The organism is Rhodococcus sp. ENV425, assembly GCF_002887785.1.
Lineage (GTDB): Bacteria > Actinomycetota > Actinomycetes > Mycobacteriales > Mycobacteriaceae > Rhodococcus > Rhodococcus aetherivorans.
Genome location: NZ_PCZU01000127.1, coordinates 1 through 13,460 on the forward strand (window position 1 = coordinate 1; position 13,460 = coordinate 13,460).

The following is a 13,460-nucleotide window of genomic DNA, read 5'->3' on the forward strand; positions in this document are numbered from 1 at the left end:
GCGTGTCGCATGGACCACCTGAGTCAGCCCCGATCGACGTGATGTGACATTCGGCCACAGAGGCGAGGGGAACTACGGCGCGGTGATCGCGTTCGCCATGACGCGGATTGCGCTGACGATGCCGTCGATCAGGTCGCCCTGCCCGAACGACGAGATCGCGGCGGTCACGCCGAGCTGCGTGACCCGGTTGTCGACGCGGTCCGCGACGCCGCGGCCGCTGCGGATCTCGATGGAGCGCTGGTTCGGGTACACGGCGATGAGCACCGAGTTCGGCGCCTCCGGCGTGGTCGGGAACACCGCGTCGGTGGTTGCCGCCGGGTCGGTGGCGTCCGCGACGTAGACGTTGAAGCGCACCTTCGTCGCCCGGGTGGCCTCGGTGAGCGCATCGTCGAGAGCGATCATGTCGCGGTCGCGGAACGGCGGGCCCTCGAACAGGCCGTCGAGGGGGCGGGTCCGGGAGATCCGGCCACTCGCCGTCAGCGCCGCACCGTACGGCAGTTCCGCGGGAGCCACAGCCGTCCGGCTGTGCATCACGTCACCACTTGCCACTTGCCCTACCTCCGATCGGGTCGACCGGCGCGCCGGCGACGAGTTCATGATGCCCACCGTGGTGGCCGCGCGTGGTGACCTCGTCGACCGCGCTCCACAGCATCGGATCGTGGTCCCACTTGTCCCCGAGCTTGTACTCGGCGGGCCGCGTGCCCGGAACCGGCTTCGTGAAGACGGAGAAGACCCCGAGTATCACGATGATCGCCACCGGGATGGCAACGAATATGAGGGTTGTCTCGAGAATGCTCACATCGCAAACGGTAGCCCAGCATGTGCGATCCCGGCGCGCTTGCCCCGACTTGCGGCGACGGGGATCAGGCCGCGCCCTCGCCCAGGTACGGCAACCAGGTCGGATGCAGCTCCGGCAGCGTCGCCACCAGCCGCCAGTGCCGGCCCTTCGGGGGCACGAGCGCGGCGCGCAGCGTCCAGCCGAGTTCGCTGAGCAACTTGTCGGCCTTGCGGTGATTGCACGACGCGCAGCACGCCACGCAGTTCTCCCACGAGTGTTCACCGCCGCGGCTGCGCGGGACCACGTGGTCGATGGTCTCGGCCTTGGCGCCACAGTAGGCGCACCGGTTCCGGTCGCGGTGCATGAGCGCGGCGCGGGTCATCGGCACCCGCGCGTGGTACGGCACGTGCACGAAGCTCCGGAGCCGGATCACCCACGGAATCTGCACCGCCCATTCCGCGGATCGCACCAGCGGGCCGAGCGGATCCTCGTGCACGGTGTCGGCCTTGCCGCCGGCCATGAGCACGACCGCGCGACGGGCGGGCAGCGCGGTGAGCGGTTCGTAGGTGGCGTTGAGCAGAAGTACGCGGCGTTTGACCCAGTCCGGGACAGCGTCGTCGCGTACGACACACAGGGAGTTGGCCCCCGGCGCCCCGTTGTGGGCGTCGGCGGGCGGGAGTTGTCGATGTGCGATGCGTCGGTGCTTCATACGACCTCCGGAAGACTGCTCACAAGTGGACCACGGATCTACGCACGTCGCACGCCGATTCTGACGACTTTCCGGGTCCCGGAGGTGAACATCCCGTGCCGGAGACGTCCGATTGGGGCGCGCACTCCCGGAACCGGCACAATGGACGAGCGAGAGGGACGGTGAGCAGAACTGATGAGTGACGAGCAGACCTTCTACGACGCGGTCGGCGGCGCCGAGACATTCCGCAAGCTCACGGCGCGCTTCTACGAGGAAGTGGCCGAGGACGAGATCGTCCGCCCGCTGTACCCGGAGGAGGACCTCGGCCCGGCGGAACGGCGCATGCGGATGTTCCTCGAGCAGTACTGGGGCGGACCGCGCACCTACTCGGACGAGCGCGGGCACCCGCGGCTGCGGATGCGTCACCACCCGTTCCGGATCGGCCCGCTCGAACGCGACGCCTGGCTGCGCTGCATGCACACGGCGATCGCGTCGATCGACTCGCAGACGCTCGACGACGAGCACCGCAGCCAGCTGATCGCGTACATGGAGATGGCGGCGGACTCGATGATGAACTCGCCGATCTGAGGGCCGGCCACGTTCGAGTCGTGGCCCACCTGTCGGTTTGGCACTATGGGTGGCTGTGAGCACTCCCCCCGGCACCCCTGCACAACGCTGGTGGGCGGACGCCGTCTTCTACCAGGTGTACCCCCGCTCGTTCGCCGACTCGAACGCAGACGGCGTCGGCGACCTCGACGGGATCCGCGACAAGCTCGGATACCTGGAGCTGCTGGGGGTCGACGCGATCTGGCTGAACCCGGTGATGCGCTCACCGATGGCCGACCACGGCTACGACGTGTCCGACCCCCGCGACGTCGATCCCCTGTTCGGCGACCTCGCCGCTCTGGACGCCCTCGTCGAGGCCGCCCACGCCCGCCGGATCCGCGTCATGATGGACCTGGTCCCCAACCACACGAGTTCCGAACATCCCTGGTTCCGGGAGGCGCTGGTCGCCGCACCCGACAGCCCCGAGCGGGCCCGGTACCACTTCCGCGACGGCCGCGGGCCGAACGGCGACCTGCCGCCCAACAACTGGCCGAGCGTGTTCGGCGGCCCCGCGTGGACCCGCGTGACCGAACCCGACGGCACCCCCGGACAGTGGTACCTGCACCTGTTCGCACCGGAGCAGCCGGACCTGAACTGGCGCAACGACGAGGTGTTCGAGGACCTGGAGAAGACCCTGCGGTTCTGGCTGGACCGCGGCATCGACGGCTTCCGCATCGACGTCGCCCACGGCATGGCCAAGCCCGGCGGGCTACCCGACTTCGACCACTGGGAGCAGAACCGGCTGCTGCGGCACTTCGACGACGACCCGCGGTTCAACAACGCCGAGGTCCACGACATCCACCGCCGGATCCGCTCGGTGCTCGACGAGTATCCGGACACGGTGGCCGTCGGTGAGATCTGGGTGCACGACCACGTGCTGTTCTCGGAGTACCTGCGCCCCGACGAACTGCACCTGGCGTTCAACTTCCATCTTGCGCTCGCGCGGTGGGATGCCGCCGAGATCCGGGAGGCGATCGACGTGTCGCTCGCCGCGGTCGCGCCGAGCGGCGGGGTCGCGACGTGGACGCTGTCCAATCACGACATCGAGCGTGAGGTGACGCGCTACGGCGGCGGTCCGCTCGGGCGCGACCGCGCGCGGGCGATGATCCTCGTCGAGCTGGCGCTGCCCGGTGCGGCCTTCCTCTACAACGGTGCCGAACTCGGCCTGCCCAACGTCGACGACCTGCCCGAGGACGCGCTGCAGGATCCGGTGTGGGAGCGGTCCGGGCACACCGACCGCGGCCGGGACGGGTGCCGGGTCCCGATGCCGTGGGAGGGCACGCAGCCGCCGTTCGGCTTCACCAGCGCATCGCAGACGTGGCTGCCGCAGCCGGACACGTGGGCCGGGCTGACCGTCGAGGCGCAGCTCGAGGACGTCTCGTCCACCCTGTCGTTGTACCGGGCGGCGCTCGAGGCGCGACGTCGGCGGCCGGAGTTCGACGGCGCCGACGTGGACTGGTACGGCAGTCCGCCCGGGTGCCTGGCGTTCCGCCGCTCCGGTGGGCTGATCTGCGCCCTCAACACCACCGAGCACCCGGTGGAGATGCCGCCGGGCACGGTGATCCTGTCCAGCGCGCCGCTGGTGGACGGGCAGCTGCCCGGCAACGGCGCGGCGTGGCTGATCTGACCGCACACCGCTCGCCGGCGAGCGCGGTCGCCCTGGTGCTGGCGGCGTCCGCCCTGTTCGGGACGACGGGCACCGCGCAGGCCCTCGGTTCGCGTGCGCTCGGTGTCCCGTTGGACGCCGTCGCGGTCGGGGCGGGCCGCATCGTGCTGGCCGGGACGGTGCTCGCGCTGTTCGCGCGGGCCCGTGGCCCGCTGTTCCCGGCGGGCCGCCGGCTGCCGACGCTGCTCGGCGCCGGCGGCGTGGTGATGTATCAACTGGGGTTCTTCACCGCGGTGCAGACCGCGGGCGTCGCGGCGGGCACGATGATCGCGCTCGGGTCCGGACCGGCGTTCACCGGGCTGCTGCAGTGGCTGGTGTCCCGGCGCCGCCCCGGCCGCGTGTGGGCGGTGTCGACGGCGATCGCGGTCGTCGGGCTCGTCCTCATCGTCGCCGGATCGGGCGGCGGCACCTCCGCGGGCGCCGGTTCCGTCGCGGCCGGGGCCCTGCCCGCGCTTGCGGCCGGCCTGGGCTACGCGACGTACACCGTCGCGGGTGCCGCGCTGCTCGGCCGCGGCGCCACCCCGGCCGCGTCGATGGGCGCGATGTTCGGGCTGGCGGCGGTGCCCATGGCGGCGATCCTGCTGGCACAGTGGCCGGGCGGTCTCGACAGCGCGGCCGGCGCGACGACCGTCGTCTATCTCGCCCTCGTCCCCACGGTGCTCGCCTACCTGCTGTTCGCGCTCGGCCTGCGCACGCTGTCGCCCGCGGCGGTGACCACCCTCACGCTCGCGGAACCGGTGGTGGCGGCCGTGCTCGGTGTGCTGGTGCTCGGCGAGCGGCTCGGCCCGGTGGCCCTCGCGGGGACGGTGGTCGTGGTCGCGGCGCTGACGCTGCTGGGCCGGAATCTCGGCGGCGGTGTCAGCGCACGCTGAGGCCGAGACCTCCGCCGCGGCGGAGGTACACGGATCCGTAGCGGGCGTCGAGCCGCAGCCATGTCGCCGACGCCCGCACGCGCACCACTTCGGCCGGGTCGATCCGGTCGAGGTCGATCTCCGCTGTCGCGGGGGCACCGCCCGTGGGCACGAAGCCCATGGCGTTGAGCGCGAACACCAGCCGCATCGGCACCCCGGCCCGCTCTCCCCCACCGGCGACCTCGAGCACCTCCTGCGCCAGCAGCGACGACGGCGGTCCCTGCCCCTGCTCGCGACTGAGCGTGACGCCGCGCTGCGCGAGGTCCACGAGGACGCGGGCGGGGACGTCGTCGAGGTGGACGTACCCGGCATCCGGAGGCAGGGCCCCGCGCCACGCCGAGTCCATCGCCCACCCCGGGTCCATCCCGTCGCCGCCGGCGGCGACGAGGGCCGCGCGCAGCCCGTCCGCGGCGACGGTCGTGTCCGCCGGGGCGATCGTGCCGCGCAGCACCCGGGCGGCGAGGGCGTCGAACCCGGTGTTCACCCACGCCGAGAGCAGCCCGTCGGGGCGTTGCCGCAGCCGCACGACAGCGGCCTCGTCGAGCCGGACCGCGCGGGTCAGGAACGCGACGAGGTCGGAGCGGTCGGCGGGGTCCGGGACCTGCAGCCACCGTTCGGGTGACGTCCCGGCCGCACTGAGGGAATCAGCCACGACGCCACCGCTGCAGGTACTCGCGTTCGGGGCCGGTGAGCCGGCGCAGCCGCTGGGTGCCGATGTCGAACGCCGCGATCTGGGTGGAGGCGACCACCGAGGGCGTGGCGTCGGCGGGCGCGCCGCCGGGCCGGACCTCGTAGCCGATGGTGAAGTCGACCGCCCGCACCTGCTCGACCCACATCAGCACGTCCAGCGGGCTGTCCTCGTGCCGCAACTGGCCGCGGTACCGCACGTGCAGGTCTGCGATGACGGCACCCTCCCGCAGGTTCACGGTGGGCCGGCCGTCGGCGAACAGCCACGGGATGCGGGCCTCCTCGAGGAGGGTGACCATGCGCGCGTGGTTGATGTGCTGGAACGCGTCCATGTCGGACCAGCGCACCTCCACCGCGGTGTGGAAGCCGAACTGCTCGGTCGCGTCCCTCACTGCGCGGGCCCCGCGGCTCCACGGTGCTCCACCCCGGCGTGCTTCAACTGCCTACCTCCTGTCGGGTGCGCCGGCGCGCACCATGCTCCTGACCTGACGCGCCGCCACGGACAGCGTCGCGAGGTCCAGATTTCCAGACAGGAAGATCTCCTCGAGCGCCGACCTCGCCCGCCCGAGCCGCGAGCCGTTGGTCAGCTCCCAGTCCTCGATCATCTCGCGGGTGCTCTCGCCGGGTTCGGCGGTGCCGAGCACGTCGAGGGTGAGCGTGCGCAGCGAACCGTACAGTTCGTCGCGCAGGGCGAGCCGGGCCAGCGAGTGCCACCGGTCGCCGCGCTCGAGGGCCGTGACCGCGGACAGCAGCCAGTCGATCCCCATGTGCGCGTCCATCGCGTAGTACAGCTCGGCGACCTCGGCCTCGTCGCGTTCGGCGATGTCGGCGATGTCGATGACGTCCAGCAGCGGGAACTGGTCGAGGAGGCGGAACACGTCCCACGTCAGCTCCTCCGGGGCGCCACGCGCGAGCAGCGGCTCGGCGCGTTCCTTCAGGTCCTGTACGTGGTGGCCCTGCATCCACTCCTCCACGCGCGGCGCGAGCCGCGCGAACATCGCGCGGTACCGGCTGATCTCGGCACCGACGGCCAGGGGTTGCGGCCGGTTCGACAGCAGCCACCGCGACGCCCGGTCGAGGACGCGGTGCGATTCGAGCAGCAGGTCGTCGGCGACGGCCGCGGTCGTGTCGGCCGCGCGGATGCGCGCCCACAGGCCGGGCAGGCCGAAGATCTCGGTGACGGCAGCGTAGGCGCGGATGGCGTCGGTGCTCGACGCGCCGGCCTCCTCCGAGAGCCGGTAGACGTAGGTGATCCCGCCGTTGTCGACGGTCTCGTTGGCGAGGATCGTCGCGACGATCTGCCGGCGCAGCGGGTGGGACTTGATGCCGGTGCGGAAGGGTTCGCGCAGTTGCCGCGGGAAGTACCCGGGCAGCCGGCCGGCGAAGGTGTCGCTGTCGGGCAGGTCGGTGTCGAGCAGGTCGTCGGCGAGTGCGAGCTTGACGTGGGCGAGCAGGGTGGACAGCTCCGGGGAGGTGAGTCCCTCCCCTTCGAGGCGGCGCCGCTCGATCTCGGCGTCGCCGGGCAGTGCCTCGAGGGAACGGTCGAGACCGCGTTCGGCGACGAGGTCGGCGATCAGCCGCTGGTGCACCCCGAGCATCGTGGGCGCGCCGGTGCGGGAGTAGCCGAGCAGATTGTTCTGGGACATGTTGTCCTTCAGAACGATTCGCCCGACCTCCTCGGTCATGGATTCGAGCAGCGGGTTGCGGTCGGTGGACGTGAGGGCGCCGGCGGTGACCATCGAGTCGAGCAGGATCTTGATGTTGACCTCGTGGTCGGAACAGTCGACACCGGCGGAGTTGTCGATCGCGTCGGTGTTGATCTTGCCGCCGGCCCGGGCGTACTCGATGCGGCCGCGCTGGGTGACGCCGAGGTTGCCGCCCTCCCCGACCACCCGGGCGCGGACGGTGGCGCCGTCGACGCGGACCGCGTCGTTGCCCTTGTCGCCGACGTCTGCGTCGGTTTCGGTGGCGGCCTTGATGTAGGTGCCGATCCCCCCGTTCCACAGCAGGTCCACCGGCGCCCGGAGGATGGCGCGGATCAGTTCGGGGGGCGAGAGCTCGGTGACGTCGTCGTCGAGTCCGAGCACGCTACGGGCCTGGGGGCTGAGCGGGACGGACTTGAGCGAGCGCTCCCACACCCCGCCGCCGGTGCTGATCAGGTCCGCGTCGTAGTCGGCCCACGACGAGCGGGGCAGGTCGTACAGGCGGCGCCGCTCGGCGTACGAGGCGGCGGGCTCCGGGTGGGGGTCGAGGAAGATGTGCCGGTGGTCGAACGCGGCCACCAACCGGATGTGGGTGCTCAGCAGCATGCCGTTGCCGAACACGTCGCCGCTCATGTCGCCGACGCCGGCGACCGTGAAGTCCTCGCTCTGCGTGTCGACGCCCAGTTCGCGGAAGTGTCGCTTGACGCTCTCCCACGCGCCGCGCGCGGTGATGCCCATCGCCTTGTGGTCGTAGCCGGCCGAGCCGCCCGAGGCGAAGGCGTCGCCGAGCCAGAACCCGTACTCGCGGGCGACCTCGTTGGCGAGGTCGGAGAAGGTGGCGGTGCCCTTGTCCGCGGCGACCACGAGGTACGTGTCGTCCCCGTCGCGGCGGACCACCCGCGGTGGCGGCACGGCCACGCCGCGGGCGCGGTCGAGGTTGTCGGTGACGTCGAGCAGGCCCGCGATGAACCGCCGGTAGCAGGCCTCCCCCTGCGCGCGCACCGCCTGCCGGTCGGCGGCCGCGTCCCCGGTCGGCGCGACGGGGCGCTTGACCACGAAGCCCCCCTTGGCACCGACGGGGACGATGACGGCGTTCTTCACGGCCTGGGCCTTGGCGAGCCCGAGGATCTCGGTGCGGAAGTCCTCGCGCCGGTCCGACCAGCGCAGGCCGCCGCGGGCAACGGAGCCGAAGCGCATGTGCACACCCTCGACGTCGGGTGCGTAGACGAACACCTCGAACTTCGGTCGCGGCTGGGGCAGTTCGTTGATGCGGGTCGGGTCGAGCTTGAACGACAGGACCCGGGCGGGCGCGGCGTCGGCGCGCGAGAGCGCGACGGCCCCGTCGTCGCCGGACACGAAGTAGTTGGTGCGCAACGTCGCCCGGATGAGGCCGAAGAGACCGCGCAGGATCCGGTCGGCGTCGAGGCTGACGACGGCGTCGATCCGGCCGACCAGTTCGGCGGCGGCGTCCTGCTCGCGGTCGGCGGACGCCTCGTCGGGGTCGAACATCGCCTCGAACAGTTCGGCGAGCAGCGCGGTGGTGTCCGGGTCGGCGAGCAGCACACCTTCGATGTGGTACTGACTGTAGGGGAAGCCGGCCTGCCGCAGGTACTTCGCGTAGGCGCGCAGCATCATGGCCTGCCGCCAGCCCAGCCCGGCCCGCAGGACCAGTTCGTTGAACCGGTCCGGCTCCGAGAGCCCGTGCCACACGGCGGCGAACGCCGCGGTGACACGGGTGGTCACCCTCGGGTCGGGTTCGAGGTCGACGGGCAGGACCAGGCCGAAATCGTAGATCCAGCAGCTCATCCGGTCGGCGCGGATGATCTGGTACGGGCGCTCGTCGAGCACCTCGACGCCGAGGCTCTGCAGCACCGGCAGCACCTGGCTGAGGGTGATGCCCTCGCTGCCGATGTAGAGCGTGAAGCGCCACCGGCGCGGGTCGGCGCCGGGGGGCCGGTACAGCAGCAGGTCGATGCTGCCGTCGCGCAGTGCCTCGAGGCGGGCGATGTCGGCCAGCGCCCGGACGGCGTCGAAGTCCTCCTTGTAACCGTCGGGGAGCGCCTCCGCGTAGCGCTGCACCAGCACGGGATCGACGGTGTGGTCGGTGGCGGCCAGGTCGGCGAGGTGGTCGTCCCAGCTGCGGCTGGCCTCGGTGAGCAGGGCCTGGATGCGCAGGCGATTCTCCTCGGAGGTGTCGATCCGCGGCAGGGCCTGTCCCGGCGGGGTCCGGATGGTCACGTGCAGCAGCGCCAGGTCGCCCTCCGTGACCCGGGCGGTGTAGTGGATGGAACCCCCGCCGTACTCGCGCATCAGGATCTGCTGCATCGCGACCCGGACCCGTGTGTTGTAGCGGTCGCGGGGCAGGTAGATCAGGCACGAGACGAAGCGGCCGTAGGGGTCGACCCGCAGGAACAACCGCAGTTGCCGGCGCATCGCGACCACCGCGGTGACGGTCTCGTAGAGGGTGTCGGTGTCGGCGGAGAACAGTTCCACCCGGGGCAGCGCCTGCAGCACCTCGAGCATCGCCTGTCCGGTGAAGGACGACAGTTCCACGCCGGCGCGGGCCACCACCTCCCGGACCCGGCGCGCCAGCACGGGAATGTCGAGCACGTTCTCGTGCAGCGCGGTCACGGCCAGCACACCGAGGAACCGGTGCTCGCCGACGACGCGACCGTCCGGGCCGAGGACGGCAACGCCCACGAAGTACGGGTACACCGAGCGGTGCACCGTGGCAGGCAGGGACGCCTGGGTGAGCACCAGCAGCGGCCGGTCGGTGGCCTCGACGGTCGCCGACATGTCGATCACGTCGTCGGCGGCGAGGTCGGAACGCAGCACCCCGAGACCACTGCCGGGCACGGCGCGGGCGTGCCGCGTCCCGGAGGCGTCGGCGACGATGTCGTAGCGCCGGTAACCGAGGACGGTGTAGTTGCCACGCGCGAGCCAGCGCAGCAGCGCCGCCGTCTCCCGCAACTCCTCCGCGGCGTGCCGCGGCGGCGGGTTCTCGGCGAGCGCGTCGAGTTCGACGGCGAGATCGCGTTCGCGGGCGAGCATCGCGGCGGTGTCGGCCCCGACCTGCCGCACGTCGGCGAGCACACCGCCGATCTCGGTGCCGACGGTGTCGAGGGTGGCCTCGGAGGTGGCCGGGTGCAGCTGGACGTGAATCCACGACTCCGCGACGAAGCCGTGCGGGGGCGTGGTGTCGGCCACCATCTCGAGCAGGCGTCCGTCCTCGTCGCGCCGGACGGACACGACGGGATGGACGAGTTCGCGGATGGCGACGCCGAGCCGGGTCAGCAGCGCGATGACGGATTCGACGAGCAGCGGCATGTCGTCGGTGACGATCTGCAGGGCGGCGCCGACGCCCCACCGATCGCCGGGCCGGTAGACGCGGGTCAGGACGGCGTCGGCACTCCGCTCGCGGCCGAGGTCCAGGTGGGCGAACAGGGCCGGATCGGGGGCGTCGAGGGTGTCCGCGTAGCGGCGATAGACGTCCTCGAGCGCGGCCGCCGAAAGCTCACCGCGCCGGTTCGACGAAACCCCCTGGGGTGTGGCGGACTCGGCCATGGTGCTCACTCCCTCATTCGCCGCCGGAAACCGGCAGCGCCGCGGACAGGCTCTGGTTCGAGCCTATCCGCGGCGCCGGGTGTGAGGGGGGAATCCCGCGCCGGGTGGTCAGGCGACCGGCGCGGCGACGTACTCCTCGAGAACCGCCCGCTCCTCGGCGGACAGCGGCCGGGAGGTCTCCGTGCGCGGGTCGAACCCGACGAGCACCGCGTCCCCGGAGCCGCACGGATTGCCCTGCACGTCGGTGATCATGTGCCGCAGGGTGTACGAGCTGTTGCCCACGTGCAGGACCGAGATGGCGACGGTGATCGGGCCGGAGTCGTCCTTGAGCGGACGCAGGAACTCCACGTCCATCTTCCGCACCACCACGGCGCCGCGCGCGAACGGGCCGCTCTGCAGGAACTTGATCCGGGCTTCCTGCATGTACTCCACGAACTTCGTGTTGTTCACGTGCCCGAGACGGTCGGAGTCGGCCCAGCGGACCTCCAGCGTGCAGGTGAAGGTCTTCTGCCCCGGCTCAGTCACGGGTGAGCTTCCGGTGGGTGACGCGGTGCGGACGCGCCGCCTCCGCCCCGAGCCGCTCGACCTTGTTGGCCTCGTACGATTCGAAGTTGCCCTCGAACCAGAACCACTTGCCCTCCTCGACGTTGCCTTCCCACGCGAGGATGTGGGTGCAGGTGCGGTCGAGGAACCAGCGGTCGTGGGAGATCACGACGGCGCAGCCGGGGAACTTCTGCAGCGCGTTCTCGAGCGAGCTCAGGGTTTCGACGTCGAGGTCGTTGGTCGGCTCGTCGAGCAGGATCAGGTTGCCGCCCTCCTTGAGGGTCAGTGCCAGGTTCAGACGGTTGCGCTCACCACCGGAGAGCACCTCGGCCTTCTTCTGCTGGTCCGGGCCCTTGAACCCGAAGGCGCTGACATACGCGCGCGAGGGCATCTCGTTCTGGCCGACCTCGATGTAGTCGAGTCCGTCCGAAACCACTTCCCACACCGTCTTGTTGGGGTCGATGTTCGCGCGGGACTGGTCGACGTAGCTCAGCCTGACGGTGTCGCCGACCTTCACGGTGCCCGAGTCGGGCTTCTCGAGGCCGACGATGGTCTTGAACAGGGTGGTCTTGCCGACACCGTTGGGACCGATCACGCCGACGATGCCGTTGCGCGGCAGCGTGAACGACAGGTCCTTGATCAGCACGCGGCCTTCGAATCCCTTGTCGAGGTGGTCGACCTCGACCACGACGTCGCCCAGGCGCGGCGGTGTCGGGATCTGGATCTCCTCGAAGTCCAGCTTGCGGAACTTCTCGGCCTCGGCGGCCATCTCCTCGTAGCGGGCCAGACGGGCCTTGCTCTTGGTCTGGCGCGCCTTGGCGCCGGACCGGACCCACTCGAGCTCCTCCCGGAGGCGCTTCTGCAGCTTCTGGTCCTTCTTGCCCTGCACCTCGAGGCGCTCGGCCTTCTTCTCCAGGTAGGTGGAGTAGTTGCCCTCGTACGGGTGCAGCTTGCCGCGGTCGACCTCGCAGATCCACTGCGCGACGTGATCGAGGAAGTACCGGTCGTGGGTGACGGCGAGGACGGCGCCCGGGTAGCTCGCGAGGAACTGCTCGAGCCACAGCACCGACTCGGCGTCGAGGTGGTTGGTGGGCTCGTCGAGCAGCAACAGGTCGGGCTTGCTCAGCAGCAGCTTGCACAGGGCGACGCGGCGGCGCTCACCGCCGGAGAGGTGGGTGACCGGCTCGTCCGGCGGCGGGCAGCGCAGGGCATCCATGGCCTGCTCGAGCTGCGAGTCGATGTCCCAGGCGTTGGCGTGGTCGAGTTCCTCCTGGAGCTTGCCCATCTCCTCCATCAGCTCGTCGGAGTAGTCGGTCGCCATCAGCTCGGCGATCTCGTTGAACCGGTCGAGCTTGACCTTGATCTCGCCGAGACCCTCCTCCACGTTGCCGCGGACGGTCTTCTCCTCGTTGAGCGGCGGTTCCTGCAGCAGGATGCCGACGGAGGCTTCCGGGTCGAGGAAGGCCTCGCCGTTGCTGGGCTGGTCCAACCCGGCCATGATCTTGAGGATGGACGACTTGCCCGCGCCGTTCGGTCCGACCACACCGATCTTGGCACCCGGGTAGAAGCTCATGGTGACGTCGTCGAGAATGACCTTGTCACCGTGCGCCTTGCGCACCTTCTTCATCGTGTAAATGAACTCCGCCATAGGTCCAGCGTATCGGGCGGACCCGCAGAACCCACATCCCGGACGACCGGGCCCGCCCGGCGGGACCCGGGAGCGGGCCGGCTACGACCCGAACAGCCGCGCCACGAACGGGGTGGTGTCGGGCAGGGACCGGGTCATGGTCGTGTTGTGCCCGGCCACGTACACCCGGTAGTCGGCGTCGGCGCCCCCCGCCCGCAGGTCGGCTGCGAGTTTGGCCGACAGCGGCGCCGGAACCATCGTGTCGTGGATGCCCTGGGCGAGGAACACCGGCCGGTCGTACCCGCTCGTCGGGACGCCGAGGTAGTCGGCGAACACGGCGGGGAACCGGCCCGCGGACAGCGGCAGCGCCGCCAGCTCACCCACCCGCACCCCGTCGGCGAGCGCGTTCAGCTCGTTGTAGCAGAGCTGTTCGGCCGCGTCGACGAACTTCCGCCCGGTCGGGGTCAGGTAGCTGTTCACGTCCAGGTCGGGCTGGGCGGCGCGGAGCCCGGCGAAGATGTAGGAACTGAAGGCCACCAGACCCTCGAAGCCCGGATCCGGGAATCCGGGTCCGCCCATGGGAAACAGCTGCTCGAGGTTGGACGGCGCCCCGGTGGTGACGGTGCCGCGGAAGTCGAGCTCCGGGGCCCGCGACGAGGCCCGGTGCGCGGTGTGCAGCGCCGCGTG

At 71.0% G+C, this 13,460-nt stretch carries 11 protein-coding genes and 1 pseudogene; 3 read left to right on the top strand and 9 right to left on the bottom strand.

Annotation, left to right across the window (positions count from 1 at the left end; genetic code table 11):
• Nucleotides 1-72: 72 nt before the first annotated feature.
• From CQZ88_RS10095 to CQZ88_RS10105, 3 genes are all read right to left on the bottom strand, one after another.
• A complete protein-coding gene (locus tag CQZ88_RS10095) occupies nucleotides 73-549 on the bottom strand; it encodes a DUF5130 family protein (RefSeq protein ID WP_006930552.1) in 477 nt (158 codons plus the stop codon).
• Nucleotides 536-799: a hypothetical protein gene (locus CQZ88_RS10100; protein WP_102799681.1), complete on the bottom strand. Its 264-nt coding sequence runs from the start codon at nucleotides 797-799 to the stop codon at nucleotides 536-538. The genes CQZ88_RS10095 and CQZ88_RS10100 overlap by 14 nt, the downstream gene beginning before the upstream one ends.
• A gap of 64 nt (nucleotides 800-863) precedes the next feature.
• A complete protein-coding gene (locus CQZ88_RS10105) occupies nucleotides 864-1,487 on the bottom strand; it encodes an HNH endonuclease (RefSeq protein WP_102799682.1) in 624 nt (207 codons plus the stop codon).
• Nucleotides 1,488-1,661: 174 nt separating this feature from the next.
• Here CQZ88_RS10105 and CQZ88_RS10110 point away from each other — a divergent pair, with 174 nt between their 5' ends.
• From CQZ88_RS10110 to CQZ88_RS10120, 3 genes are read left to right on the top strand one after another with little or no spacing between them, the layout of a single operon-like run.
• Nucleotides 1,662-2,054 (top strand): globin, encoded by a 393-nt coding sequence (locus CQZ88_RS10110; RefSeq protein WP_006930544.1) that lies wholly within the window; start codon nucleotides 1,662-1,664, stop codon nucleotides 2,052-2,054.
• Nucleotides 2,055-2,109: 55 nt separating this feature from the next.
• Nucleotides 2,110-3,699: a glycoside hydrolase family 13 protein gene (locus CQZ88_RS10115; protein WP_043798962.1), complete on the top strand. Its 1,590-nt coding sequence runs from the start codon at nucleotides 2,110-2,112 to the stop codon at nucleotides 3,697-3,699.
• A complete protein-coding gene (locus CQZ88_RS10120) occupies nucleotides 3,687-4,610 on the top strand; it encodes a DMT family transporter (RefSeq protein WP_006930541.1) in 924 nt (307 codons plus the stop codon). Before CQZ88_RS10115 ends, CQZ88_RS10120 begins: the two co-directional genes overlap by 13 nt.
• Here CQZ88_RS10120 and CQZ88_RS10125 read toward each other — a convergent pair.
• The 6 genes and pseudogenes from CQZ88_RS10125 to CQZ88_RS30775 all read right to left on the bottom strand — a co-directional run.
• Nucleotides 4,597-5,301, bottom strand: a complete 705-nt coding sequence (locus tag CQZ88_RS10125; RefSeq protein WP_006930539.1) for a hypothetical protein — start codon at nucleotides 5,299-5,301, stop codon at nucleotides 4,597-4,599. The two genes, CQZ88_RS10120 and CQZ88_RS10125, sit on opposite strands and share 14 nt — an antisense overlap.
• Nucleotides 5,294-5,728: a thioesterase family protein gene (locus tag CQZ88_RS10130; protein ID WP_006930531.1), complete on the bottom strand. Its 435-nt coding sequence runs from the start codon at nucleotides 5,726-5,728 to the stop codon at nucleotides 5,294-5,296. Before CQZ88_RS10130 ends, CQZ88_RS10125 begins: the two co-directional genes overlap by 8 nt.
• Before the next feature lie 51 nt (nucleotides 5,729-5,779).
• Nucleotides 5,780-10,603 carry an NAD-glutamate dehydrogenase gene (locus CQZ88_RS10135; RefSeq protein WP_037201620.1) on the bottom strand — a complete coding sequence of 1,608 codons (4,824 nt, stop codon included), beginning with the start codon at nucleotides 10,601-10,603 and terminating at the stop codon, nucleotides 5,780-5,782.
• 108 nt (nucleotides 10,604-10,711) lie between these two features.
• The gene (locus CQZ88_RS10140) at nucleotides 10,712-11,128 is read right to left on the bottom strand and encodes a thioesterase family protein (RefSeq protein ID WP_065922675.1); all 417 of its coding nucleotides are present in this window, start codon (nucleotides 11,126-11,128) and stop codon (nucleotides 10,712-10,714) included.
• Complete coding sequence (gene ettA / locus CQZ88_RS10145) at nucleotides 11,121-12,794, bottom strand: energy-dependent translational throttle protein EttA (protein WP_006930524.1); 1,674 nt, start codon at nucleotides 12,792-12,794, stop codon at nucleotides 11,121-11,123. The genes CQZ88_RS10140 and ettA overlap by 8 nt, the downstream gene beginning before the upstream one ends.
• 81 nt (nucleotides 12,795-12,875) lie before the next feature.
• Nucleotides 12,876-13,460 (bottom strand): annotated as a pseudogene (locus tag CQZ88_RS30775) (lipase); the annotation flags it as partial.